Raw genomic sequence first — 26247 nt, forward strand, 5'->3', positions numbered from 1 at the left:
CAAATAAAATCGGATTCAATCCGAAAAAGAAGACAGTTGTATTTTCAACAGAAATTAATAAATTTATAACCCTAAATACTCCTTAAGGATTTATTCCAAAATGTCCAAGTTAGTTTGAAGACGTACACTTGGATATCTTTTAATATTTTTTTTGTTTGTTACTTCCGGAACTTCATTTAATACTTCTTGACTTTTTTTAATTTCATTGCAATCAGCACAAATGACGCAAAGATTTTTAGGTTCTGAAATGAAACTTAAATATTTTGATTTAGGAACGATATGTTCTACTTGACAATTACTAGCCGAAATTAGTGAGATAGATTGTTTACAGTATGCGCATTTTCCTTTCTGTTCTATTCTATAATATTCTCTTATACTAGATCGAATATCACTAATGTCATCATCTTGCCAATTAGTATGATTAATTTCAGATTTTGAAAATTTATCCATAATTCTTTTTTCAAAATCTTCACTGTACACGTAAGAGTTTGAAATGTCAGGCATATTTCTTATAAAGTTCAATTATTACAGTAATTAATTCTTTAACTGGATCATTATGTTCTAAAGATTTATAAACATCTTTTAAGACTTTATAATTTGTTAAATCTTCATCATCAAATCTTTTATTTTTTCCAACTTTTGAAAAAATTGTAAATGCTATTCTACTTAGGTATTCATTTTTATAACCTGGTGTTTTAAATAGATTTGCCAATTGATAATCAATTGAATTATTTAAATATTGGTATGCACTATTTATTTCGGCATCCTCCATTGAAATGACAAAGCAATTATTTGGACTTAATTTTGAAATTATTTGTGGAGAATGGGTTGCAATTATGAAATGGCAACTTCTAAATTTCCTAAAGGTATTAATTAATATTTGTATATATTTTTCCTGCCATTCAGGGTGTAAGCAAACTTCAGGTTCGTCTATACAAATTATTGAGTTATCGGTTATTTTGCTTGCAATTCCTAGTATGCTTAAAATAACACTTTGTTCTCCAGAACTTGAATCCTTAATTGAAAATATTGAATTTCTATTATTTTTTTTTATCAATCCAATATCTCTTAACTTAAGAATTCCAGAATTTAATAAAAATACAATTTGCTCACTATACAATCTGATATTCCCTGATTCAATGTTTATACCATTATGATTAATAAATAAATGTAATAGTCTATTTGGACGAAATTCAAAATCTTCTCTAATTAATGAAATTAGAATACTTCTTAAAAAGTCAAGCTTAGCAATATCAATTTCACCATATTCATTTTGAAAAAACCTACGATTTAAAGATCTTGCACTCGTTCTAGTGTTGTGAAAAAACTCTTCAGGGCTAATATTATTATTCAAAAAATCTTCTAGACTTGATTTACTTATATTAAAAATAAATTTTGTAGAAATTTCATCTTTATAACCCAGATAATCTAATACTTCCGCTAGATTATTCCAATGAGAAGGGTTTTTAAATATACTCTCTATTAGAGAAGAAATAATTTTAGACATATATGATAATCCAAAGTTCATACTAGACAAGTCTCTTAGACCTAAGTACGTGTAGCTTTCAATATCATTAAATTTTTTAGTAAGCGGGAATTTGTCAAATGGACTAGCGGACACTGCAATTATATTCTCAAAGTTATTATGAATAACTAAATTATTATAGTGATTCCGACTAAAGCCAAGTTCACTTTCATTGTAAAATCTATCATTATAATTACCTAATAATTCTGAAACTATCGAACTTAATAATGTACTTTTTCCTGTACCATTTTTCCCTACTATTATAGTAAATACATTTTCTCCATAATTATATTCATTATATTTAATAAAATCGAATGTTTTACTCCTGAAATTTATTCTTTCTATCATAATATTTCATATCAATTTTTGTCATTTTGTAGCGGTAAAAATATTGCCTACAAATTTAAAATTTTACGCATTACGTTAATTTGATCTACACAGCTTAAGTAAAGCTATATCTACTGCTAATATAAAATTTATCTGATGATTTTATTATAAAATAATTACAAATATTTAATTCCTAAATTTTATTTGGATCGAGGAATATTTACTTGCGAATCAACTCCATATAAATTATATCAAACTACTCCGAAAGAATTTAACATTTTGAACTACAGTTCAAATTAAAAACCTATTTGCTGATGTAGAAATAAAAATTAATGCAATCAAATACAAAACATACTGAGAGCCAAATTACATCCTTCTTCCATTTTTATTTTTCTGAATTGGAATATCTTCATTATTATAATTTAGATTTTCGTTTCCAAATCTCAATAAAGATAAAAATCTAACACTGTTTTCTGAATCTTTGAAAATCTCATTAATAGCAGAGAATGGGATATTATTTTCTTTACAAATGTTTTCTGCAATCTGCCCCATTTCTGATATCAGCTTTTGCTTGTCTGTTCGATCTGGGTTTGGACTTCTATATCTTGAAAATTTGATCTCTCTTTCAAGAATATTGGTGACAGAATCTAAATATTTTTTCTTTTCAGAAGCAAAAACTGTCGGGTCGGACAATAGAACAGCGTTTTTGTTTTTAAATAGATGTACTTGCTTTTGTAAATCAATAACCTTTGTATTGAGCTCAGTAATTTTTTTTGACTTAGAATCTAACTCAGTTTGATTTTTTTGAATTGTGCTTCTGTAGATTCGAAATGCTTTCTCATAATTCGTAAATGTTTTATCAGTATTGAGCCTTTTAAAACCTAGAAAATCATTTTCCTTCACAATTAGTTGCTGGGATTTATCTGAATTCATCTCAGATTTCAATGTATTGAATCTTTCTTCCAAAATTCTAAGATCTTCTTCTTTCTGCTGAATCTTAAACTCAATCGCTTCTAATCTTCCTTTAGATCCAGAAATTCCCCTCTCCATATTCAGACATTCAGCTGTCAGATCCTGCATTTTTGAATAGTGGTAAGATTGATGTTTAAGAGTTTTACCCGTTTCCAAATCTTGCCAATCAGCTACAAGATGAGCGTGGTAATTGGGCTTCCATTCTTTCGTGTCTTTATCGGTATGACCTTCATCTTTATGAATAGCAATTTGAAAAACACGGATTCTCAGTTCATCTTCCAGTCTTTTTGCCAAGTTTTGAAGGTCCAACATCGTTGTATTTTCTTTGATAACAACTACAGCTTCCCGAACTGGCATTGCATTCTTCTGCAACTTCCTTCCTGACTTTTCTTTGCAATACGCTTCGATCTTTTGGATTCGGTCAGCTATTTTCTGTTCCATCCAATATTCATTCTTTGGCGTTAGATCTTTACGGATATAATCAAAAGTTTTTTTCCTAAAATTATGGGTTTCAGAGTCCGATTTGACTGCTTTGAAATTAATTGAAGTCTTCATTAGTTTTCAACTTTTAGGTTTGTGCTATATGTTTCCAATCAAAACTGTCGTATAAAAATTATACAGCAATTAATTTTACCTGTGCATTTTTTACGCACCTGCGTTAATAGACCTGCGTATTTTTTATACAGGTTGTTTCCAATCAACCTTATGTTATTTTACTCAGCTTAAAGCCTCGCAGAGCGTATTTGAAACTTTGTTGGGAGGAACGACCTTCAAAGTTGCGAATGCGCTCCTAACTTCTGCGGGTAGTTGGTAAAAAATACAGCGCGCATTATCAACGTTTAATTTTAAAACCATTTGAGTTTTTAATTTCAAGTTTCTGATTTCTCTGTTCTAGTTTATCAGCTTCAGGAAATTTTTCAGATTGCTTTCCGGACTTAATAGCTTTATCATTTTTTATTCGATGTATCAAAAACTCGTTGAGATCTTTATGGTTGGAATAAATTCCGGAGTGATCTTTTGCTTCTGGAAATGATTTTATGATCTGAGATTTACATTTTATTCCTGCGGTATCATTGTCGAGAAAAAGATTGATATCAGAATAGTTTTTCAGATGCTCTATGGATTTGTTTAAAAGAGCAATGGAATTCATTACAAGAATATCTCCTGCGAAAGATCTCTGCATTTCGACAAAAGACAAGGCATCCATAAAGCCTTCAAAAACTGCTGCACTTTTGATATTTTTAACTTCAACACTTGATATGTCCTGTAAACCACAATTGAGATTAATTATTGAAATATCCTTTTTCAACAATGAACCTTTATAAAAAGAATTACGAAGCTCAAAGCCTCCGGATAAATTTTCAAAGCCAATGGCGTAGAGTTTCTTACTTCCGATGGTAAATCGTATTTCTTTTACATAATCATAGGTTTTAGGACTTAATCCACGTCCCTGTAAATATTGTTTTAGATTAGGATTCTGGAGATTGAGTATTTCATCAATTGCATAATTTGGTTCCGACTTTTTAATGTGTTGTTGCTGATGAAAAGAAGAAAACTTCTGCTTCTCTGCCCATATCAAAACTTCATTAACCGAGGTATCTAAATACCTCTTCATAAAATCGGTATTGTTCCCGCCGACACCCTCTGAATGAAGATACCAGGCATTAATTCTTTTATCCAATTTGAAAGAGGCTTGGGATTCGGTGGTAAATGGATTGAGATACCAAGCTTCTTTTTCATTTTGTTTCGTTGGAAGGTGTCCGAGAGAAAGGAGGACTTCTTCCAACGATATGCTGTTGAATTGTTTGCAGTTCATTGTTGTAATTTTTAATTTTTTTTAGCAATAAATAGTAAGTATCCTGTAAGTTCAGGCGGATGAGTTTAGTTTTGAATAATTTTTGATGAATTGATGAGAAAGCTATATAAAAAACTGTATAACAATATTTTAGGCTCTCATCAAAGTCTCATCACCTCATCAAAGTGGAAATATTCTCCTCATCATCCTCTCATCAAAAATCAAGGTTTGAAAATTTGATGAGGATTTTGATGAGATGTAACTAATTGATTTTATTTTCATTATCAATTAATTCATCATTTCATCAAATCTTTGAAGAATAAAATTCCTTTCTATTGTAAAATATCGTCCTGTTTTGTTCTGTTGGAAAAAACTTAAACCATAATCGAGGTCGTATTTTATATAGGACAAAGAATTACTTTGAGGTTCGAGTTTCCAGTTTTCTTTCAGTATTTTCCGGACATCATTGACTGTCCAATATTGTTTGGTGAACATCTTGCCAAGCATATTGAAAATATCCTGAGGAATACAATGGATCTTACTGTCTTCAGTATTTTCGAAAAATTCATATAAAAGTTCGATGATCTTAGATTCCAGTTTGTTATTATTTTTCCAAACCAGTCTCTGAAGAGCTTTTGTTCTGATCTGTGATTCTGTAAACCACATCCTCGTCTCCTTATGACTGTGGAAAGGTCTTTGAATTAAATATCGAAGAAAATAAGGAATCTCTTTGTTGAGATTTTTTAGAAATTCAGTGTTTTCGCTTTTGATTGATTTTACTTTGATAATCCAGAATCTGATCTCATTCTCATCAATCTGAATGAAGTTATCTTCATTATTGGAACAGAGAATAAATTTGCCAAAAAACTCGACCTCTTCACGGTCTTTTCCCTTTGCCTCCTTTTTGTCTTTGTCGGTCGTAGAAAGATATTTTAAGCGTTCCGTGATTTCTTTTTTATCAAAGAATACTTCGTCAATTGCAACTATCAGCATCGAAGTCCAATCTGAATTGAACTGACTGCTGAATGAGTCTCCTTTGATGTAGGTCATATTAAGTCCAAAAATGGATTTCAGCCATTTTATGAATGTAGATTTTCCTGTAGACCTTTCTTTGCTTACAAGACAGAGAATCGGGAGTATCTGTGTTGGATATTGCAGTAAGATCTTGATGTAATCCAATCCTAATTCCAGCTGTTCTGCGAAAATATGCTCCATAAATCTAAGTGAAAATGGAATCTTCTCTTTTAGGGATGTTTGCTCCGGTATTTCTTTAATCGGCTGATAAGGAATCTCATTGTAAACATTATAGAATCCTTGGATAATTTGTTGGTATTGCAAATGGGATGGGATACAGCAGAACCCGTCATACTTAGGAACTTTTGAGACATATACCTTTCCGTGATCGCTGATAATGGTCTCACGATTCCATCGAGTTAGTATCGAGATCTTATCTCCTGAGATCAATGGTTTCTCGATAGTTTTATAATAGGTTGTACCTACTCTGAGGTATGGGATTTTTTCGCTCATATTTTTAAGGTTTGATTCTGTACAGGAAGTACAGAAAGGTGAATTAGAATGCTTGATAATAAAGTCTTATCTATCTTCTATACTTAAGCGATTTGACTTCGTTTAAAGCATCCATCAGATCAAAATGATTGACCCTGTAGAATCTTCCGATCTGTTCCGCTTTGATGTTACCTTTTAAAATGTGTGAGCGTACGGTCTGGTAATCAAGTTTAAGAATTTCTGAACACTCTTTGATAGAGTATAGTTTCTTTTTCAACTCAATTTCAGGTTCTTTTTTTAGGGAATAAAGTAAGTCTTTCACTTCCCCTAATTCGTCGAGAATGGTTTGGAATGGATTTGTTGTCTGCATAATCTGTGGTATTTATTTGCAGACAAAATTGTATGATTGGAATAATTAATGATGCAATTTTACTCAATTGCGTAAAGTTTTATACCTCACATTAACGAATTAATACATTATTGTAAGCACATCACTCAATCATTATTGTAATGGTTACAATTAATACCTAGCTGCGCCGGCAGAATATTTAAGATTGTAAGTTTCCCTAGTGTTTGTAAAGATTTACACCATAATATTAGCCAATAATTTTTAAACAGAAAAAGAGCAATCAAATGATCACTCTTTTTCTGTTTAAAAATTATTTAATTGTCATAGTTAACCTAATAAATATAGTAGCCATCAATCAAAGTATGACCTTTGTATGATTTAATAATAATTTTTAAATTTACTTATTATTTTTTAAAAAAATCGTTAAAATCTAAATTATTGATTATACGATCACATTCTTTTCCATTAATTTTATTAGTATCTAACGTTTGAATACTACTCAAAATATCATCTATTTTCTCATATATCAAATTACCTTTAATTACTATATCATTAGTCCTGCAATAATTTTTACTATCTTGTATTATAAAAGAGGATTTATAAATACCTTTATCTGGTGGGGGAGGTGGTAAATGATAATATTTAATAAAATATTCATAGTTAAAATCTTTATCTAATATTGCAAGTGAAGAAACAAACATATTTTTATCATAAGAACCTGTACGTATTCGAATGTTATACACATTCCTTTTTTCGCGATAGGCTACCTGTTCAAAAATTGAAAATATTCCTTTATTATATTTTTTAGAAAAAAAGATAACCTTTGCTATTCCATTAGTACCTAATCCCTTTTTTAAATCAAAGTCTTTTTTATCAAAAACATAATAAATACTGTAATTGGCATCATCAGATATTTTTATAAAATTTGATTTTTCTTTTTTAAGATTTATGCTGAATTCCTTATTCTCTATATCTGCCAATTTTGTTTGTGAAAATACGCTAATATTGCAGGCTATAGCTATTAATATAATTATATTATTTAATTGTTTTAACTCCATATCTTGTCATTATTATATTAAATTTGTGCTGATTAGCAACTCCATCTCTGTATTGAACCCATCCATTTATGTAGTTTTTTTGAGAGGTTTGGTTATAATTTATAAAGTTTTGAAATGGTATTACACCTTTTCCTTTTACAGTATATATACTTGAATAATCTCTGTTTGCAAAAACGTCTATTGATTTAACTATAGATGAAATTCCTACACCAAAAAGATCATCATATCTAACAGTCCAACAAGCGCCAATGATCAAATTTTTACCATTTTTAACATAATTTGCAATGCCAATAAAGCTATCAATACTCTTGACCTTATCAGAAGATAATTTAGATTTATCAAATATATATTGTTGCAAATCACTCCCTAAAATCTGATCTTTTGAAGTATGAAAGCCAGTATCACCAACAACTTTATACCCATTTCTTCCACTAGGACTCAAATCAGCAATTAGCTGTCCTCCCTCATCATAAACATACCGCTCACTTGCTGAACCATGTGCATTAATGAAAATATTGTCAGCGCGATCATTACCTAAATACTTTTTTAATTTTGTTAGAGCATCCTCCATACTATCTGCGTCAATGACATGCCATCCATTTTTTGTAAATTCACTATTTATAAAATTTCCTAAACCATCTGTATCACCTCTTATAAAATTAATTATAATATTTAAAGCTGACCCACCTCCTCCATCATTTTTATTCACTCCAAGAAAACTATTTAAATACTGCTTTCCACTAACAAATCCAGGTGTTCTTCCAGAGGTATCTATTGTACCATCATCGTTAAACCATCTTCCATCAACATCAAATCTCATGATAGGATTATTTGAAACATACGAGTACGTACTTGTAGAAATATAACTTTCTGCCAATTGATCAATCCCGTTCCACCTTCCTAATTCAGGTATATACTGTCTCCAGCCGTAATCAATCATCCCCGTTTCAATCTGCATTTCCTTACCATTGTAATTGTAGGTAAAAGATGTATTACTTGTGCTACCGGAATTATACCCTTGATGTTTCATGCCAAAAGGATAATAGTTATTCTCCTCCAAAATTTGAGGCACACCTACAGTATTTTTTGTATAACTTAACCGGATATTTCCTAAATTATCAGTATAATTATAAACATATCTTGTATTAGCAAAATCATAGTATCCCTCTCCTGTAGAAAAAAACTGTAACACTCCGTTATCATACTGAAAATCTCCCAGGTAATCAACCGTTTTACCACTGCTGGTCTTTTTAACTTTTGTGCCGTCTGCGCTGTAATAGTACTGTACACTCTGACCTCCAGTAACCACAACCGTTGCCAAATTTAGAAAATTATATTGGATGGAAGAAATTCCCTTATCGACATGGCTCGTCATATTTCCGTTCACATCATACGACAGGTTGTTCCCCCCGATCGGGTATCCGCTCAGATTTTCTGTAATGTCCTGTACTTTCATGAGCTGATTGCCGCTATAAGTATAAGAAAGATTGTCTATTAGCATCGGGGTTGTTGTTCCTTGCGGTGCGTATCTCTTCAGGCTCACGATATTGCCGTTGCTGTCGTAGCTCTGGCTTTCGTTAAAGAGATCATTGTGCGGAACAGATACCGATGTTTCGGAATACGTTCCTTTCAGAAGGCGGTCGAAATGGTCATATTGGTAAGAATATCTTCTCAATACTTCATCATTGGCTGTTTTCCAGTCGACTTCCGTAATTGAGCCGTTGAACTTTGCTGACGCCGCAGACGTATTGGAAGGATTATGATATCTAATCTCATAACCGAACAGCTTACCGTTCAGCATAGTTGGATCATTTATTTTGGTAAGCGAACCGTGGAGGTTGTAGGTATAATCGATATTCTGAAGCCCGCTACCCGTTTTTTTGTTCACAATCTGGGACAGTTCATTATATACATTTTCCGTAAGCAGCTCAGAAATTTGGTTATTAACCTGATGCCAGTGTTTTTTTACTCTATTATTTTCATCATATTCGTATATTTCTCTAATTGTTATTTCGTTGACTGCAATTGTTCTCTTATGATATGTATAATTTTCTTGTGGCATACCTGCAAAATCAAGCTTTGATTCTTTTGTAGTATAACCGCCCATGTGATTTATTGTGTATGCTTTGATTATTCTTGCTTTATCATCATACCACAGGAAATTTTTCGTCCAGCTGTCGCTCTCAATATTTTTAATGAACGAAGCTGTAGGAAGCGTCTTGGTACTGCTACTGTTAGCCTGTGCATCCTCAGAAAGCACACTCTGCCCTCTTATCTCTGCAGGAGATGCAGGACTGCCCACGGGGTAAGTATCATAGTAGTTTATGCTCAGCACGGTCATGCTTCCTGTTGGGAAGGCATTTTTAGTGTAGTAAATATCTGTTCCGTTAGCTATGAAAGAAGTTGCGCTTCTTGTTTCGTTGTTGGCTGCATTGGCAGACATGTTATTAAGTGCTGTCTGCATAGCTGCTCTTGTAGCCGTATTGGCAAAAAAACCAGAATATACCACTCTCCCCAGCTGGTCGTATTTTGTAAACAGCCAGCCTCTTTTAGCAAAATTATTGGAAGTACTCCTCAGTGCAGCATCCTGTGAAAGAACCAGCCTATCCTGCTTGTCATAAACCATCCATTCCCATCCTTTTCCCGGCAGTTTTTTTTCTACAAGCCTGTTCCATCCATCATAACGATATTGGTAGCACAAGTTATCCACTGTTCCTTGGTCGGTAAGTCCCGATTCTGCAGCCAACGGAGAAATAACGTATACCCGATGTCCGTATTCGTTATATATATAATAGGTATCAATATCCTTTAATCCGTCATTTCTTCTCGACAGCACCACCTGTCCTTTTTTGTTTTTGAATTCTATGTTGGTGCGTCCGTCTTCATCGGTAATGGTTGTTTTATAAAGTCTTTCAGCAGGGTAAGTACCCTCCAATGAGAGAATGCTGTTGGTTCTTCCTTCCACCCATGTAGTAGAAACCGTGTATTTTTTAACTTCTCCGGCTGAGTTGGCAGCATACGACATTGTGGCGGGATGATTATTCCAGTCATTTCCCGGTTTCTTCTGCTGCAAAACTCTTCCCAGTGGAGATGCTTCAGGTATTTTTTCAGCATAGATCTTTTCATTTCCGTACACAGCATTTGCTACAGAAAGCGGATCACTATAAACCCCTCCGTTTTGCGTAGTCTGTTGCGGAATGGGAAGATAGCTTTTAAGCTCCCTTCCATAGTTGTCGTATTCCACTGGAACCACAATATCTTTCCCCTCCGGGGTTGCTTTTACCGAAACACTTTGCTTCAGTCTCCCCAGACCATCGAAATACTGTACAGATTCTGTTTTTTTTGAACAGTCATCATTAAGGCAGTTTTTATTATAGATATAGTTTTCCGTTGAAGGCAGACTGGTCTGGCTCCAGAGGGAGTAATATAGAAATATAAAGAGTATATATAATATTTTTTTCATGTCATTTAGTTTTTATAGTTGTATTTATGTTCCGTCAGCAACTTGCCGTTCATATCGACCACTTTTTCCAGCTTATTATCAAAGTTATAAATATAAATTTCTCTAATTCCGTTCGGCGGCGTATTGGTGGTCATTCCAATCAGCGGATCATAAGTATTGGTAGAAATAACAAAATCCTTGAAAATCATATTTTTCCTGAAGTTATCCAGTGCAGTAAGAAGGGCTTGTTCGTTTGCCGGATTGGCTGCGTCTGCATTAGAAGCGTCAATAATATTCTGAATGTAAGGAGAAACTTGTGCATATGTTGCACCCTGTATCTTCGCAATAGGTTGCGTCTTATCATATCCATACACAATAGTGGTAGGAACTCCTGTAGCAGAGGTCATTTGAACAACATTTCCTTTGTCATCATAGAGATCAAAAGTCATCGCTGTTTTTGTAGTTCCGTCGCTGATATTGGTTGTCATAACTGAAGTTGGCAACGCAGAAGATGGATTGTCGAATTTTGTTATCGATTTACTCAATGTTTTCCCATCTTCAATAGTTTCCTGAATTACCGGAATACCTTTAATGTTTTTTGAAAAAAGACTGCTGTATGATCCGGATGAATTCGGGTAAGTAAGTGTTGTCTCCGTGGTCACATCATCATATATTTTTTTCACCAAAGAAGCTTCCAGATTACTTTCGTCGAAATGCGTTTCATTGATTTCTTCCACCGTCTGACCATCGAAATAGCTTTTTGTAGAGGCTGTTATTTTTTTGAAATAAGCAGAGGAAGAATACATATGATCTCCAATCATAAGGAAGTAAGATCCTGGTATACTTTCCATAATATAATCTGTATTTTCAGAAATCAAAAGTTGGTTCTGGGCATTGTAGACTTCTTTTTTCTCTTCCAATCCCGTTTTCGTCAAATTATAGTAAGACCAAAACGAATTTGAACCAGTTTGTGTAGCGGGATAATCATTGGGTGTTTTATAATAGTATTTTGTGAAACCTGCATTATCATCTGCATTCGTAACTTTGACGTTTTTATACAATGTGAACTGGCTCACATTTACATCTCCAAAATCATCTTCAGGATCAAAATTGTAACCCGTAGAGTTGTTGCTATCAGTAAAATTATCATAACTAAATTTGGTAATAGTTAAAGGATTTAAGTCAGTCTGGTTATTATAATGCTTGATATTGGCGATTCTCACTCCCGTGGTGATCTCACTGTTTTTAAATGGAAGAGGTTGATGTCCCAAATCCAGCATCATTACATTACCTGTACCACCAGAACCTAAAAATTTCATTTCGTAAGAACCGGGATAAAGTGTATATTCTTCCATCTTATAAGTACTGCTGTTACCCGGATTTGCACAGATTCCGTTAGTCACTATTGTGTTATTACCTTGTTTAATACTAAAATCTACATAAGTAGGGGTGTTTTCATCCCAAAAAATAGGAGTGTAAGTAGAAGTAACATTAAAAACGATATATACCTTTTTTAATACATTGGGCGTTCCTGTTACATTGAATAATCTAGTTGTACCATGATTGGTATCAAAAGAAAACTGGCTGAAGTCTTTCAGGTACTGTAACTGAGGATTTACAAAGCTTGATCCGTTAATAATGGGATTTAGATATTCAGGAGTAGTTTTATCCATATAAATTTCCTGTGGTTCAAAGTTGTATTCTGTAACTCCTCCTGTCGGGCTAACTACTCTTTTAAGAACTCCAATACCTGCGTATCTGGGATTTGTAGTGTGATCATTTACAGGACAGAAATACGACAGGTTATATCCCGGGAAATTAAAATCTGTAACAAACTGATCATATTCATTTGTGTTATACTGAAACTCCGTGTTTTCTGAAACGATATTGTTTCTATTTATTTTCTTGAGTTTAGTCAGTACTCTTTTGCCGGGACCTGTTGGCTGGGGACCGTATATTGAATATGAGTACTCAAACCCATACTGTGAAATTATATGATTATAGTGATCTTTTAATACCGCTTTGGTTATAGTATAAGGATCATTCATTGTATTCTCCAATGAGCCTTCATACAAATAATCCAACTCTATTTTACCATAAAAAGGAGAGGTAATAGTTTTAAGCTTACAGGTCTGATAATTGATGAAACTTGTACTTCCATATTTATACTTAATATCTTTTTGATACGTAAAATTTGCTATCTCTAAATCATTCGCATCTTTGATCTGGCTTAAAAAGAAAGCTGACTTATAAACGCGTCCACCTAAAAGATGTGCATTTAGCTCCGAGTTGCTTCTGCTGTAATCGTTGAAAATGTATTTAATCCCTTTGGTATCTGTTATTGTAAAAGAATTTAAGATAAGGGTTGCATTGTTACTTTCTCTTGTGTATTCTATTTTAACCAGATTTGAAGACATATTAGCAACAGAAAAAGTGTTTGCAGTGATATTTCGTACAATCTTAAACTTTCCTGATAATCCCGGCAAGTTATAATAATAGATATCATCAAAGTCATTCTTTTTGTAATAATGAACGCTACTATCATCAAATTTCTCATCCAACTCCCCTACAATTTTCCTTGAAATAACACCACCCATAAACAGAGACCATCCGGTGCCAATATCACTTGCTGCTTCAAGAGGGGAAACGTTTAGAGGATTATAGGAAAGGTTTAAGTTTAGGGCAATATTTTTATTATTCGATGGTAAACTTAACAGCGGAAATGAAATATCAGGAATTCCTGAAGCGTACGATACAGGTGCATTGGAATAGGCTGCCAAAGATGACACCGAAGGTACGGGTCTTGAAAAATCTCCGAAATTTATTTCCTGTTGTGCATTTAAATAAGTATAAGCACTAAAAAATAAAATAAGTGCTAATCGTTTTAATTTTATATTCATCATGTTTACTTTTTAATAATTTTTGCATTAGCAGATTTGTCAGTATCTGTTTTCACAACAATCAAATAAGCTCCCTGAATCAAATTCTGCGTATTGATCTTTGTCACTTTATTCTTGGTCTTTAAGCTTTGAAGCTGTCTTCCACCCATATCATACAGCGTAATATCTGCTTCCTTAAACTCAAAACCGATCTCCACATAACAGTAATCATTCACCGGATTCGGATAAATCTTCATATCCTGTTTCTCAATCAGCTGATCAATCTGGCTGTCACCCAATTTCACGATCTTCCAGTTCTCTTTGCCTAATTCTTCCGCACTCGTTCCTGCGAGTACAATCGAACCGTCTTTATTCATCTTCAGATCAGATAACCTCTCTTCCTTCTTTCTCGATTCTCCTTTCACGTGCTTTCTCCACTGTTCATTACCGTCATTGTCGATATAAAGCATCCAGAATGTCTCATCATCCGCTTCAATCCTTCCTTCAGCCTGAGTATAGCCGCCCAGCAAAATGCCTTTGGTTGATAGTTGATGATTGTTGGTTGATGGCTTCCCGCTTCCGGCATCCCGCATCCCGCTTATCACATTCATTCCCATCAGAATATCACGGTTCTTGAAGTTGTAGGATTTTTGCCATTGTTCATCGCCTTTGGCATTGAGTGAAATTAACCAGACATCTGTTCCTTCTTCAATTCCCCCTGTTTTATTTCCTGATCTTTCAGATCTCGATTCACCGCCGATAATGTAACCCGAAGAAGTAAATGCCATTGTTCTCACATGGTCATCACTTTTACCTCCGTAATTCTTTTCCCACTCTACCTTTCCGTTTTTGTTCAGTTTTACAATCCAGTAATCGCCTTCGCCAAAGTTCTCAGTAGATTTTGGATGAGTAATTGGTAATGGATAATCAGTAATTTGTGATTCATTGGTTTTTGCATTCGAATTGGCATTACTCATTACCGATTGCTTATTACCCATAAAAAAAGCCCCGCTTCTCGAATAAATTCCTAACAACGCTCCACCATCTGGAGTGGGAATCATCTTTTCAACTTCATCAAGCCCTCTTCCACCTAATATTGATTCTGATATTACTTTTCCGTTTTTATCCAGTCTTGAGATGATCACATCTTTAGAACCAAAACCGTTTGAAGCATTCTGAACATTTCCGGCTACCATAAATCCTAAATCTGCCATCTGTATCACCGATCTTGCTTCTTCATCCTGTAATGTTCCTAAGGTTTTCTGCCAAAGCTCATCCCCGAATTCATTAATTCTGATCAGCCAAATATCAGATCCGCCTTTCGAATCGTCCTTTTTATCTAAACCTTTTGAGGAATATGTCGTTCCAGAAATTAAAAATCCTCCATCTTGTGTGGAAATGGCCGACGAAAGAAAATCGTGGTTTTGTCCCGAGAAATACTTTTCCCAGGCTTCTTCACCCTGTTGATTAAGCTTGACCAAATGGAAATCGTAGCCGTTGTTTTGTTTTTGGCTGTTTGACGATGGTTGTTTGTTGTTAGCCTGAATGCTGCTCCCGGTAATCAAGTATTGTTGATCGACTGTAGTAGTTACTTGAGAAAGAAAATCCTGCGTGGAGGATTTGATATCTTTCTGCCATACCACTTCTTGAGAATACAATACAGCAGTTGTACATATAAGAAATGTACTCATGTAGAGTTTTTTCATGAGTTTGGTTATTAATTATTTTTTTGCGAATTTAACTTTTTTTAACAAATTATATCACCTCATTAATGAGAATTAATATGACTGTTATCATATTATTGTGACAAAAGTAATTCGTACTAACGACAAAACTTGGCGTGTTAAAAAATAATCTTATGTAAATTTTTTTAAATTTTAATAAATGTCCTGTAAGACTTGAGTCCGAAGTCAAAAGAAAGAAAGAGCAAGTTGATCGATATTCTAAAAAAAATACAAAAAAAGAATTGATTTCAAATTCCATTTCAGTGAGATGTAAGATAATAGATCAGTTAAGAAATATTAAGATATGCTTATTCAATTATACAAATCCTAATTCCTAACATTAAACAATTCAGATAATTCGTGATAGATAATTTCTTCGAAATCATTTGGTTTTACAATTATTGCCCTCGAGAATGTTCCTTTGTCAAAATTGGTATTATATTCATTTTCCATAGCCTCAATAATTGTGGTATCTTGAAAATCTGGATTGATGATGTGATTATCTTTTAGAAAACGATGAATTCTTATAAATGAAGATTTCTGATCCACAGTCAGATTGTGATTTTCATCGATGAATTTTTTGCCTTTTAAAAAAGCAATGAAAATTTTAGAACTATTATCACCAATCATAATATCTGATAAGCGAATTTCTCTATTCGTTTTGCCTTCTAAGGTGAAATAAAGAAAAAGTGTTTTTTCTGCACCATTTAAAAAATTGCCCTGCAACTTCATTAGATTACTTGAGCTTAGAAGACTTGTAGATTCCTTTTTATATTGATTCAAACAATATTTAATCTTTTCTTCAAAATTGTGATTTCTTGATGCTTCAATATCTTTGAAATGAAAACTGAAGAAGTTATCCAACTTTTCATACTGGATCAAAAACTCGTTTTTCATTTTCTCAGTAAGAATAATTTGGCTGGCATTCTTTTTGGCTTTGTCAATTTTTTTTGTCAACATCTTTTGAATGTTTTCTCCCCTGATCCAATAATAAACCATCATAGGATAGCTTACAAATTCTTCCCAAAAGTGCCAATGTCCGTAAAGCTTTTTTTGATCCATAATCTAAATTAATGATTATTTAAAAACCTCATTCATATAATTGATCTTATCATCTTCACTTGGTCTGTAATAAGCATTAAAGACCTCCAAACTAGTATGACCAGTGTAACTCATAATAACTTTATCCGGAACCCGTTTGTTCTTCATTATAGTGATGAAACTTCTTCTTGCAGTATGTGACGAAATTCTTGTCCAAAATTCGGCTTTCTGGTCAATCAGTTCATCACCATATTTCATAGTCTTTTTTATTTCATCAGTAAATTCCAACTTTTTAAAAACCTCCTTGATATATTCATTCATCTTTTGATTTGTAATATTAGGCAGGTTATAATCATACTTTTCGAGTATTGATTTAGAAATACTGTTCAAGGGAATTGCTAAGTTTTTAGATTTACTTTTTAAATCGATGACCCGTATGAAATTCCCATCAACATCACTTCTTGAAATCGTGCTGTAATTGCCAAACCTCATTCCTGTAGTGCATCCGAAAACAAAAAGATCACGGACTCTTTCCAACCTTTTATTTTCACTGAAGTCATAATTGTAGATGAGCTCAACTTGCTCATAATTTAAAGCTATTTCGTCGGTTGTGAATTTCGCAGGTTTTTTGAAAGCAATAAAATTGTTATTGTAAGTATATTTTTTGTTAAGAGCCCAAAGGAGAAAAGTCTTGAGTAGACCAACATTTCTGTGTAATGTATTTGCAGAATGCTTCTTTTCTTCAATACAATACTTTAAAAACCTATTGTAAAGTTTATCATCAAATTTTCCCAGAGTGATCTTAACTTTACAATTGCTTTCAAAATCTTCGAGTAGATTCTTATTGCATTTGTAACGCTTTAGAGTTGAGTTTGAAATCGAATTTCCAGTATAATCATTTTCCTTCTCATCCAAAAACTCTTGGTAAATCCTAAAGAAATCACTTTTAACAGTAATTTTTTTGAACTTTTCATCGAATCTTTGTTTAAGAATATCGACTGTAAGTTCTTCATTAATGTTCTTGTATCGATTAACAATCTCTGTAAAGAAACTGCTGTAGCGATCTAACTGCATCTTAACGCTTCGATGAATTTCTGCTTTTTTTGTTCTTCCATTTAGATCATTTGGTTGTCTACCTTCAAAATCCCATTCGCTTGGTTTTATTTTCTCACCAGTAGAATAGATGAAATTCTTATTTTCATTGTTGAAAAAAGAACGGAAATAAATCAAAGATTCCTTTGTACCATTGGGTTGCTTAAGTTTAAAAGTGTAGTTCATCAGGTGCCAGTTTAGGTGCTACTTCTTCTATATTTAGACATAAAAACTAAGTATATTAGTTTATACAAAGATAGCTAAAATACTGATAAATAGATCTATTACATATTTTGAGATATGTTAAAATATAACAGGTTCGAAAACCTCCAACTCCACTTTTTAAGCTAAAGAGAATTTGTAAATTATTGAATTTTAGATAATTACATTTTCTCTTTTTTGTTCTTGTACCCAAAGTTGTACCCGAATTTTTGAAATGTAGTTTTTTAAATCTATTTTAATTTAATTAAACTTACTTGAATTTTAATAGTTATAATAAAGGTTTCTTGTACCTAAACATACTATAATCTATCAAATAAATATACGCAAATATAACCATAAACACAAATATATCAGACAGTTTTACTTAAAAAATCAAGCTTCTTAAAAAGATTATAATCGTTTATGCACAGCAAAGAACAAAGCCAGTCCTGAAAATCACAACCAATGCATAGGGCTATATCAAAAAAACAGAATCGACGTAGTGGGGTATTTTTCTACGGTAGGTAGCCTCATGACATATCTAGTTAAAATTTCAGATTTAGGGTAATTAGGTCTACAATATTCTCAGCTATACATAACAAAACTTATTAAAAAATTACTAAATAATGACTTTAAGATTATATGTATTACTATGTTTTAAAATACAGTTTCCATATATTTGTTTTAAAACCATAAATCTCAAAAATGAACAGACTAATACTAATTGGGAATGGCTTTGATATAGCACATAAGATTAAAACTTCATATAAAGACTTTATACTTGATTATTTAAAAAAATCTTTTAGCTTGGCTAGGGACTATGGAAAGTATGAAGATGAGTTTCTAACAGTGATAAAAAACAACCGATTTGATAAACAATTAAATTCGAATCCTTATATAAATACTTGGGAGTTAAACAATTTTTATGGCTATATACAAAGTGACAATTCGCTTGGAATTACTGTGACTGGAAGACCAATTTATAAAGAGACTCTTGAATATTCATTAAAGCTTAAAAACAATCTAATATCAATACTTCTTTCTTCCTGTAGAGAATCCAACTGGGTTGATATAGAAAACGAATATTACAAAATTCTTTGTGAACTATCGTCAAAAAATAAGATACAAGAAATCATCGAACTAAATAAAGGCTTCGAGCTTTTACAAAATTTACTCTATAACTACCTAACTAGAATCGAAGAACAACATTCATCTCATGAATATGATGTATCAAAAAGTTATTTAGTAAGTCAATTAACAGAACCTATAAAACACAATCTTGCACCTCAAAGCAAAAAGACTGTTCGTGGAATAAGTATAAATACAAATGATGCTCCCACACCTAGTAATATTTTGTTCTTAAATTTCAATTACACTTCTACTATTGAAACTTACGTAAAAGAAATTCGAAAAACGATACCAAACACAAATGTTATTTACATTCATGGGAAATTAAATGATATCAATAACCCAATGATTTTTGGATATGGTGATGAAGAAGAAACTAATTTTGAAGTACTAGAAAAATATGATGAATGTTTAAAATACGTAAAAACATATTGGTATCTAAGGACAAATAATTATGAAAATTTTTTAAAGTTTATCGATTCTGACGAGTTTGAAGTATATGTAATGGGACATTCATGTGGAATGTCTGATAAAACAATGTTAAGTTCAATCTTTAATAATTCAAATTGTAAAAAAATAAAAATTCTTACCTATGATATGTAAATCGTCAGCAAAAAGTGTACCGATTTAGTTCAGAACTAAGATAGTGTTTTCATAATAAACAGAACAAAAAAAACCATTAAATTTGATTTATTATGACAGCCAAAAAACCAATCAGTAATCCTGAAAATTATTTAAAAGACATCCGCAGAAAAACCAGAAGGATTTTCACCGCGGAACAAAAGATCCTAATTGTGATGGAAGCCCTTCGGGCTGAAACCTCCATAGCCGAACTCTGTCGCAAGCACGCTATTCAGGAATCTACCTTCTACAAATGGAATAAGGAGTTCATTGAAGCCGGTAAAAAGCAACTCTCAGGAGATACTCTTCGCCAGGCAACCTCCGAAGAAGTCTCTCAGCTTCGGGAAGAGAACCGAAAACTCAAGGAGACGGTCGCCGACCTCGTTATCCGCTACGACATTGTAAAAAAAAGTTTGGAAATTCTGGAATAACCGAAAAATACAGAAAGTATATGAGGTTGTTACCTGAAGAAAAACTGGAAATCATCCAAATGGTTACCCGTAGTGAAATCGGCGTGAACAGGACACTCAGGGAACTTGGCATTCACAAAAGCACCTTCTACAAGTGGTATAATCTGTACCTTGAGAAAGGTGAAGCGGGATTTCATTCTTCCCCTTCTTCTGGCAGAAGGCAGTGGAACAACATTCCTGAAGAAGAGAAAAATCTGGTGGTAGAAATCGCTTTGAATTATCCTGAACTCTCCAGCAGAGAACTGGCTCATAAAATCACCGATGAGAAGGGTGTATTTATCTCAGAATCCAGTGTTTACCGTATTTTAAAGAAAAGAGGACTGATAACGGCTCCATCGCACATCCTGATTTCTGCCTCGAATGAATTTAAGGATAAAACCAATTTTGTTCACGAAATGTGGCAGACAGATTTTACTTACTTTAAAATTCTGGGTTGGGGCTGGTACTATCTAAGCACGGTGATTGACGATTTTAGCCGCTATATCGTTCATTGGGAATTGTGCCGAAATATGAAGGTGAATGATGTTCAAAGAACCATTGACCGAGCTGTGAAGAAAGCAGGTTTAAGAAAAGGACAAGTTCCGAAACTTCTGTCGGACAACGGTTCTTGCTATATTACCGAGGAATTAAAGGAGTATTTACACGATAATCACGGCATGAAGCAAATCCATGGAAAGCCCGCTCATCCACAGACGCAAGGCAAGATTGAACGCTACCACAGGACGATGAAAAATGTGGTGAAACTGCATCATTATTACAGTCCAGAGGAATTGGAAGCGGCTTTGGAAGTATTTGTAAACCGCTATAACAATGAGCGTTATCACGAATCTTTGAAGAATCTAACTCCAGCGGATGTGTACTTTGGAAGAGCCGATGAAGTGTTGAAAATAAGACAGCAGATAAAATCTGAAACTCTAAAAAGAAGAAAAAAGGAATATTACAAAAGAAAATTAATCGAAACCTAATTTTTTTTCTTTTTAAAAGCAAAAAACTAAACTTTAAATTCTATATTTGAAACAGAAAACACTCTCTAAGAAAAAGTACACTTTCTTTTGAAGACATACATTAAAGCACATCCTTATGGCGGTAGTGTTGATGAAAATTCTAACACAACAACATCATATATTTTTGATATGAAATTTAATAACTCAGGAGTAGTACAGCATTATGAGTTTAAAAAGGTTTCCACAACTCAGATTCAGTGGAAAGACAATAGTAGTGGAACATGGTTTGATTTAGTGAAATTCTAATAAAACAAGAGCCTTCAATGATCCCAAAACATTAGAGCAAATTGAAAAACAGTTGGAAATTAATATGCCTGAATAGATTATAAAATAAGAACCCACTTAATTAACGTAAGATAGAAATGGTGAGATTCTAAATAACAAATCAAATTTACAAACTTTTCTCTATATTGGGAAGGTTTTTTATATTAGTGGAATTAAAAAAACAATAACTATGACTTACGAAGAAGCTTTAAATTTAAAAGATTCTGTATATGGAAATGTAATCATTGATGATAAATTGCCATATCATACTACTATTGCACCAAAGAAAATGGATGATTTTTTAAAATTTTACAGAGTATTTCAAAAGGACTTTACTCTATATCATGATCGATTATGTCAAGAATATTGTACAGATGGTGAATACGAACTTAGATTTCATCTGACGGACGAAGGTAAGTATATGATTCATCAAAAATTTATCTAAATAATTCCCCACTTATTAGCTGGGGATTTTTTTTAAGCAAAACCGTAAGATAAACTAACGTATTATTCATATATTGTATTTTAAACTAACAATTATGAATAACAAAATTTACATGCCTATCTTGAAAGGCAAAAAAGGAGAGTTTGATGCATTAAAAACACTTAACGAAGAAATACAATCGCTTATTTTGCCCCTCATTGAGGTTCCTGCAATTCCTTGGGACTTCGTAAATGAAAAAGAAGCATCTTCAATTGAAAAACAAATTTCATCCACTGTAAAAAGTATTAAGGGTTCTTGGGAACCAAAAAACGAAATACTAATTGATACCTATTATCTAGAAGAGGATTTTGGCAACGGAGAGAAAACATTAAATGTTGTGATGAAAGAACTTATTGATGAAGGTTACACACCTATTCCCGTTCTAAATATTTACGCAAGTGATGATCTCCTTAAATCATTAGTATATCAGGATAATATTTGTATTAGAATAAGCTTTGCAGAGCAGGAACTTTTTGATGTAAATGACGAGTTAGAGCGAATAAAAAAAATATTAGATACAAACTTTTCAGATATAATATTACTTCTTGATATGAATTATATCGCTCCAGAAAGTAGCCTAATCGGTCAAATATCATCAAAAGCCCTTATAAATTCAATACATGATATAGATAAATTTAAAGACTTTTATTTTTCAGTAACTAGCTTTCCTATAAATTTAAGCGGTTGTAAAACTAATTCAGTTACAGAGATTGAGAGAATTGAAGTTGTAATTCATGAATATTTTAGAAGTGATACTTCAAAAATAAATAGAGTTCCTAAGTTTTCTGATTATTGCATTTCTAATCCAGATATTCAAGAAATGGATCCAAGACTAATGACAATAGGAGCATCTGTTAGATATACAGGTGAAAAGTATTGGTATATTTTTAAGGCTGCGTCGATCAAAAAACATGGTTCGGAACAATATTATAATCTATGCGCTGATATAGTTATATCTAGAATCTACTTTGGTGAAAATTATTCATGGGGTGACAGTCAAATTTATAATAAATCAAAAAGAGAAGGAGGCTCTGGAAATCCGACTGTATGGAGACAGATTGGAACTAACCATCATATTACTTTGGTTGTAAATCAACTTTCCAATTAGAACGTGATTTAAGGTAAGAGCGAACATTATCTTTAATTACTTCTAAATCTAAAACTTCTGAAACATAAGCCCAAACAATTTTTTTAGGCTTATGTTTTAATTTCCTATCCAAACCATATTTGTCAATTATCTCGGATAACTCTTCTTTCCACAGCAATTGAAGAAGCGAATAGCCCGAAATCTCTTTATTTGGTTTAGGTTTTCTTCTTTGATGAATTTTTACTACATTTTCAATTTCCTCAACCTCGATTATTCCCCACCATTTTGGCACATGTTCTTTAATTATGGGAGCGTATTTTTTAGACGTTACAATATTTAAAAAATCAAATACCTTATTATACTCAATTATTTGTCCTTCAAGTCTCCTTAATGTATCGTGATCTGATTTTATTTCATAACCCATCATACTTCCATTAATGACAGCAATATCAATTATCGAGCTACCAAGATTAAGCCCCATCTCATCAATGACTTTAGTGTCAATTTCTGAGAAATGAGCCTTAAATTCAATGTCTTTTATAGCATTTCTAATTTTAAAATCATTCATTGCTTAGCAAATATACAGTAAAAAAAATCGCAAAATACATTTTTTTAAACAAATAAATATGGCTTCTAGGATGAAAAGAAAAATCTACTTCTGCTTTTCTACTGTTGACCAAATAATCCAAAAACAAAAATTAATCTGATTACTAATCTAATGATAATTTAGAAACTGCAACCTTTTATTTTATGAAAAATATCAAGAATCCTCTTTTTTAGTCTTTTTTCAATTTCATTCATTTTGTGTAAGTTTACTTGATTAAAATTATATAAGTAAACTGTATTAGATTACTTACTCAATTATTTAAGTTATTTGATTTTTTAAAATATGTCAGAAAAAATTCTTTATAGATCGAAACGTGTGTTAGAATACGATGATTTTAGTCGTCTCATGAAAATGAATAATAAATTTTATTGGCTTACTGATAATTACGAAGGTCTATATGAGTTATGGAGTCATTGTGACAATAATGATGAAAAGGAATTAGTTGAGTTTTTAATTGATAATTTTCAATATACAACTGGAACTGACCTTAAAAATAGTGGAGCTTCAATTGTTAATCAAATTGAAAATGTTTGGCAGTTGGAATCACATAATACTTTTATAGTAGCAACATGTGATGATAGGAAACCAGATGGATCTCAGGCTTTTATTCAATCCATAAAAAACAAATTTCCTATTACTTGGGAAAATGATAATTTTTATAATAATTTATTAGAGGCCGCTCATAAATTGCACGATAATATTCATATTATTTTAATTGATGATTTTGTTGGAACTGGAGATACAATAAAAGTAAAATCAAAATATTTAATTAAAACCTTACAAGCGCGTGGCATTTACAACTATGAAATTAAAGTTGTTTCTTTTGCAGCAATGGAGTTTGCAAAAGAAAAAATTGATAACCTAAATTTTGAATTTTATTCATATTTATGGCTAAAAAAAGGCATTAATGAATTAATTACAAATGATAGCAAACGTAAAAAAGCAGTTTCGACAATGAGAGGATTAGAAAACAAATTAGGTGAAGACTATAAAAAACTGAAATTAAGCAAATTAAGATTTGGATATAAACAATCAGAATCACTTTATTCATTTGAATCATATAATATTCCAAATAATGTATTTCCAATTTTTTGGTGGCCAAAATTAAGTGATAACAGATACTGTAAAACATTATTTAACAGACTATGAAACTTTTTATTGAAGATATTATTATTCTAAAAGAAATATATAATTTCAAAAAAATCAATTTGTATCAATTACACAGAGAGCATAAGTTGTCACCAGCACAAATTATCAGATGCCTTAAAAAATTTTCTGAAAAAGAAATTCTAATTTACAATGATATTGAAGCGCTTATTACACAAATTGGGATAAGTTGGATAGAAGCTAATAAAAAAATTATTTTTTTAAATAGATTTGAATATATTTGTTCTTATAGTAATGATTTATATAGAGGAAATCAAATAAACATTAATGAACTATATAAACCAAAAATTAGCAAAATAGATTATACATTATTTAAGGAAGGTGAATAAAATTTTAGCAGATTGGAGGTGTAGTCGCCTCAGGCTTAAACGGTAGTTTAATCTACATTAGTAAACTAATAAGTTCTTAACAGAACTTGTTACTAAATATTACTTTGGTAAATTTAGTAATGAGAATTACATTACATAGAAAGTAAATAAAAACACCTTCCTTTATTATGAATCAAGATTTAGATTATTGGTTTTTTTTTATAGATAAATCTTTTAGAAAAATAAAAGTACGTAAAGCACTAAAAATTTATGTTGAGAAAATACTATCAACTAACTCGCCAATAATATTTGAATTTAATCACTTATCTTTACTATTAGGAATAGAAAAAGATTATTTAGCAAAAATAGCTAATAAGTCAGCACTATTTTATCATGAATTTCACATCCCTAAACGTAATGGAGAACTCCGTATTATCAACTCCCCAAACACAATCCTTTTAGGTATTCAGAGATGGATATACCAAAATATTTTAAGCCATATTCAATTACATGAAAGTTGCACAGGATTTCGTAAAGATTATAATATAAAACATAACGCATCTAAGCATCTTAATAGTAATGTAATTCTAAAAATGGATTTAAAAGATTTTTTTCCATCGATTAATAAGAGACGAGTCATATCCGTATTTAAAAATATAGGCTATACTAGAAATATTTCTTATACTCTTGCTTCATTATGCTGTAAAGATGATAGTCTTCCTCAAGGAGCACCAACTAGTCCATTTCTAAGTAATATAATTGCAAAAAGATTAGATCGAAGGCTAAATGCATTGTGTCAGAAATTCAACTTAAATTACACAAGATATGCAGATGATCTCACAATTTCTGGAGACACTATATCAAAGAAATTGATTTCGTATATCTCAGACATAATAAATGATGAAGGCTTTATAGTAAATCAAGATAAAACCAGATTACTTTATAAAAATAATCGAAAAATAATCACAGGAATTTCAATATCATCTGATAAGTTGACTATACCTAAAAAAAGAAAAAGAGAAATTAGACATTCAATTTACTTTATAAAAAAATATGGAATTTTCGAGCATGTAAATCGTCAGCAAAAAGTAGACATTATATAGTATAAAAGTTAAGGAGTGTTTTCAAAAAAAGAATTACATTTAATTATGGAAACACCTAAAAAGAAAAGTTCCGAAAAATTCGTAAAAGACATC

Annotated in this window: 20 protein-coding genes and 1 pseudogene; 8 read left to right on the top strand and 13 right to left on the bottom strand. The window is 32.0% G+C overall.

The window, feature by feature from the left end; translation table 11 throughout:
- Nucleotides 1-90 precede the first annotated feature (90 nt).
- The 12 genes from BA768_RS14460 to BA768_RS14515 all read right to left on the bottom strand — a co-directional run bounded on the left by BA768_RS14460 (nucleotide 91) and on the right by BA768_RS14515 (nucleotide 17896).
- Nucleotides 91-480 carry an HNH endonuclease gene (locus tag BA768_RS14460; RefSeq protein WP_228388441.1) on the bottom strand — a complete coding sequence of 130 codons (390 nt, stop codon included), beginning with the start codon at nucleotides 478-480 and terminating at the stop codon, nucleotides 91-93.
- 16 nt (nucleotides 481-496) lie between these two features.
- Nucleotides 497-1873: an AAA family ATPase gene (locus tag BA768_RS14465; RefSeq protein ID WP_065721338.1), complete on the bottom strand. Its 1377-nt coding sequence runs from the start codon at nucleotides 1871-1873 to the stop codon at nucleotides 497-499.
- Between the two features lie 345 nt (nucleotides 1874-2218).
- A complete protein-coding gene (locus BA768_RS14470; protein ID WP_065721339.1) occupies nucleotides 2219-3379 on the bottom strand; it encodes a hypothetical protein in 1161 nt (386 codons plus the stop codon).
- Between the two features lie 277 nt (nucleotides 3380-3656).
- Complete coding sequence (locus tag BA768_RS14475; RefSeq protein ID WP_065721340.1) at nucleotides 3657-4640, bottom strand: toprim domain-containing protein; 984 nt, start codon at nucleotides 4638-4640, stop codon at nucleotides 3657-3659.
- A 267-nt stretch (nucleotides 4641-4907) separates the two neighbouring features.
- A complete protein-coding gene (locus BA768_RS14480; RefSeq protein WP_065721341.1) occupies nucleotides 4908-6146 on the bottom strand; it encodes a primase-helicase family protein in 1239 nt (412 codons plus the stop codon).
- Between the two features lie 70 nt (nucleotides 6147-6216).
- Nucleotides 6217-6495, bottom strand: coding sequence for a helix-turn-helix domain-containing protein (locus BA768_RS14485; RefSeq protein ID WP_002976362.1), 279 nt, complete (start codon nucleotides 6493-6495; stop codon nucleotides 6217-6219).
- 383 nt (nucleotides 6496-6878) lie between these two features.
- Nucleotides 6879-7532 carry a hypothetical protein gene (locus BA768_RS14490; protein ID WP_065721342.1) on the bottom strand — a complete coding sequence of 218 codons (654 nt, stop codon included), beginning with the start codon at nucleotides 7530-7532 and terminating at the stop codon, nucleotides 6879-6881.
- Nucleotides 7510-10995 (bottom strand): DUF6443 domain-containing protein, encoded by a 3486-nt coding sequence (locus tag BA768_RS14495; protein ID WP_065721343.1) that lies wholly within the window; start codon nucleotides 10993-10995, stop codon nucleotides 7510-7512. Before BA768_RS14495 ends, BA768_RS14490 begins: the two co-directional genes overlap by 23 nt.
- Before the next feature lie 5 nt (nucleotides 10996-11000).
- A complete protein-coding gene (locus BA768_RS14500) occupies nucleotides 11001-13874 on the bottom strand; it encodes a hypothetical protein (protein ID WP_165601794.1) in 2874 nt (957 codons plus the stop codon).
- A 5-nt stretch (nucleotides 13875-13879) separates the two neighbouring features.
- Nucleotides 13880-15559 (bottom strand): T9SS type A sorting domain-containing protein, encoded by a 1680-nt coding sequence (locus tag BA768_RS14505; RefSeq protein WP_065721345.1) that lies wholly within the window; start codon nucleotides 15557-15559, stop codon nucleotides 13880-13882.
- Nucleotides 15560-15904: 345 nt separating this feature from the next.
- Nucleotides 15905-16639 (bottom strand): hypothetical protein, encoded by a 735-nt coding sequence (locus BA768_RS14510; protein ID WP_065721346.1) that lies wholly within the window; start codon nucleotides 16637-16639, stop codon nucleotides 15905-15907.
- Nucleotides 16640-16654: 15 nt separating this feature from the next.
- A complete protein-coding gene (locus BA768_RS14515; protein ID WP_065721347.1) occupies nucleotides 16655-17896 on the bottom strand; it encodes a tyrosine-type recombinase/integrase in 1242 nt (413 codons plus the stop codon).
- A 720-nt stretch (nucleotides 17897-18616) separates the two neighbouring features.
- On the opposite strand from BA768_RS14515, the gene BA768_RS14520 reads away from it, so the two are divergent.
- The 5 genes and pseudogenes from BA768_RS14520 (at nucleotide 18617) to BA768_RS14540 (ending at nucleotide 22990) form a co-directional block, all read left to right on the top strand.
- A complete protein-coding gene (locus tag BA768_RS14520) occupies nucleotides 18617-19642 on the top strand; it encodes an AbiH family protein (RefSeq protein WP_065721348.1) in 1026 nt (341 codons plus the stop codon).
- Between the two features lie 92 nt (nucleotides 19643-19734).
- Nucleotides 19735-21095, top strand: a pseudogene (locus tag BA768_RS14530) (IS3 family transposase).
- A gap of 87 nt (nucleotides 21096-21182) precedes the next feature.
- Nucleotides 21183-21380, top strand: a complete 198-nt coding sequence (locus BA768_RS21090; protein WP_123947125.1) for a hypothetical protein — start codon at nucleotides 21183-21185, stop codon at nucleotides 21378-21380.
- Between the two features lie 208 nt (nucleotides 21381-21588).
- Entirely contained in the window at nucleotides 21589-21843 is a 255-nt protein-coding gene (locus BA768_RS14535; RefSeq protein WP_065721351.1) for a hypothetical protein, read from the top strand.
- A 94-nt stretch (nucleotides 21844-21937) separates the two neighbouring features.
- Nucleotides 21938-22990 (top strand): beta family protein, encoded by a 1053-nt coding sequence (locus BA768_RS14540; protein ID WP_083206693.1) that lies wholly within the window; start codon nucleotides 21938-21940, stop codon nucleotides 22988-22990.
- On the opposite strand, the gene BA768_RS14545 is transcribed toward BA768_RS14540, so the two are convergent.
- Nucleotides 22959-23537 carry a sce7726 family protein gene (locus BA768_RS14545; protein ID WP_065721353.1) on the bottom strand — a complete coding sequence of 193 codons (579 nt, stop codon included), beginning with the start codon at nucleotides 23535-23537 and terminating at the stop codon, nucleotides 22959-22961. The genes BA768_RS14540 and BA768_RS14545 overlap by 32 nt on opposite strands.
- A 321-nt stretch (nucleotides 23538-23858) precedes the next feature.
- Here BA768_RS14545 and BA768_RS14550 point away from each other — a divergent pair, with 321 nt between their 5' ends.
- The 3 genes from BA768_RS14550 (at nucleotide 23859) to BA768_RS14560 (ending at nucleotide 26154) form a co-directional block, all read left to right on the top strand.
- A complete protein-coding gene (locus tag BA768_RS14550; protein ID WP_065721354.1) occupies nucleotides 23859-24725 on the top strand; it encodes a hypothetical protein in 867 nt (288 codons plus the stop codon).
- Nucleotides 24722-25072 carry a hypothetical protein gene (locus BA768_RS14555; protein ID WP_065721355.1) on the top strand — a complete coding sequence of 117 codons (351 nt, stop codon included), beginning with the start codon at nucleotides 24722-24724 and terminating at the stop codon, nucleotides 25070-25072. The genes BA768_RS14550 and BA768_RS14555 overlap by 4 nt, the downstream gene beginning before the upstream one ends.
- A gap of 167 nt (nucleotides 25073-25239) precedes the next feature.
- A complete protein-coding gene (locus BA768_RS14560) occupies nucleotides 25240-26154 on the top strand; it encodes a retron St85 family RNA-directed DNA polymerase (RefSeq protein WP_065721356.1) in 915 nt (304 codons plus the stop codon).
- Nucleotides 26155-26247: the final 93 nt, after the last annotated feature.

Origin of the sequence: Chryseobacterium sp. CBo1, assembly GCF_001693475.1 — a bacterium.
Taxonomy (GTDB): domain Bacteria; phylum Bacteroidota; class Bacteroidia; order Flavobacteriales; family Weeksellaceae; genus Chryseobacterium; species Chryseobacterium formosense.

Coding starts and splice junctions, on each gene's coding strand:
- BA768_RS14475 (WP_065721340.1), bottom strand. CDS start 4,640: ATGAACTGCAAACAATTCAACAGCATATCGTTGGAAGAAGTCCTCCTT.
- BA768_RS14550 (WP_065721354.1), top strand. CDS start 23,859: ATGTCAGAAAAAATTCTTTATAGATCGAAACGTGTGTTAGAATACGAT.
- BA768_RS14495 (WP_065721343.1), bottom strand. CDS start 10,995: ATGAAAAAAATATTATATATACTCTTTATATTTCTATATTACTCCCTC.
- BA768_RS14560 (WP_065721356.1), top strand. CDS start 25,240: ATGAATCAAGATTTAGATTATTGGTTTTTTTTTATAGATAAATCTTTT.
- BA768_RS14470 (WP_065721339.1), bottom strand. CDS start 3,379: ATGAAGACTTCAATTAATTTCAAAGCAGTCAAATCGGACTCTGAAACC.
- BA768_RS14545 (WP_065721353.1), bottom strand. CDS start 23,537: ATGAATGATTTTAAAATTAGAAATGCTATAAAAGACATTGAATTTAAG.
- BA768_RS14485 (WP_002976362.1), bottom strand. CDS start 6,495: ATGCAGACAACAAATCCATTCCAAACCATTCTCGACGAATTAGGGGAA.
- BA768_RS14465 (WP_065721338.1), bottom strand. CDS start 1,873: ATGATAGAAAGAATAAATTTCAGGAGTAAAACATTCGATTTTATTAAA.
- BA768_RS14505 (WP_065721345.1), bottom strand. CDS start 15,559: ATGAAAAAACTCTACATGAGTACATTTCTTATATGTACAACTGCTGTA.
- BA768_RS14535 (WP_065721351.1), top strand. CDS start 21,589: ATGACTTACGAAGAAGCTTTAAATTTAAAAGATTCTGTATATGGAAAT.
- BA768_RS14555 (WP_065721355.1), top strand. CDS start 24,722: ATGAAACTTTTTATTGAAGATATTATTATTCTAAAAGAAATATATAAT.
- BA768_RS14515 (WP_065721347.1), bottom strand. CDS start 17,896: ATGAACTACACTTTTAAACTTAAGCAACCCAATGGTACAAAGGAATCT.
- BA768_RS14500 (WP_165601794.1), bottom strand. CDS start 13,874: ATGAATATAAAATTAAAACGATTAGCACTTATTTTATTTTTTAGTGCT.
- BA768_RS14490 (WP_065721342.1), bottom strand. CDS start 7,532: ATGGAGTTAAAACAATTAAATAATATAATTATATTAATAGCTATAGCC.
- BA768_RS14520 (WP_065721348.1), top strand. CDS start 18,617: ATGAACAGACTAATACTAATTGGGAATGGCTTTGATATAGCACATAAG.
- BA768_RS14540 (WP_083206693.1), top strand. CDS start 21,938: ATGAATAACAAAATTTACATGCCTATCTTGAAAGGCAAAAAAGGAGAG.
- BA768_RS14510 (WP_065721346.1), bottom strand. CDS start 16,639: ATGGATCAAAAAAAGCTTTACGGACATTGGCACTTTTGGGAAGAATTT.
- BA768_RS14480 (WP_065721341.1), bottom strand. CDS start 6,146: ATGAGCGAAAAAATCCCATACCTCAGAGTAGGTACAACCTATTATAAA.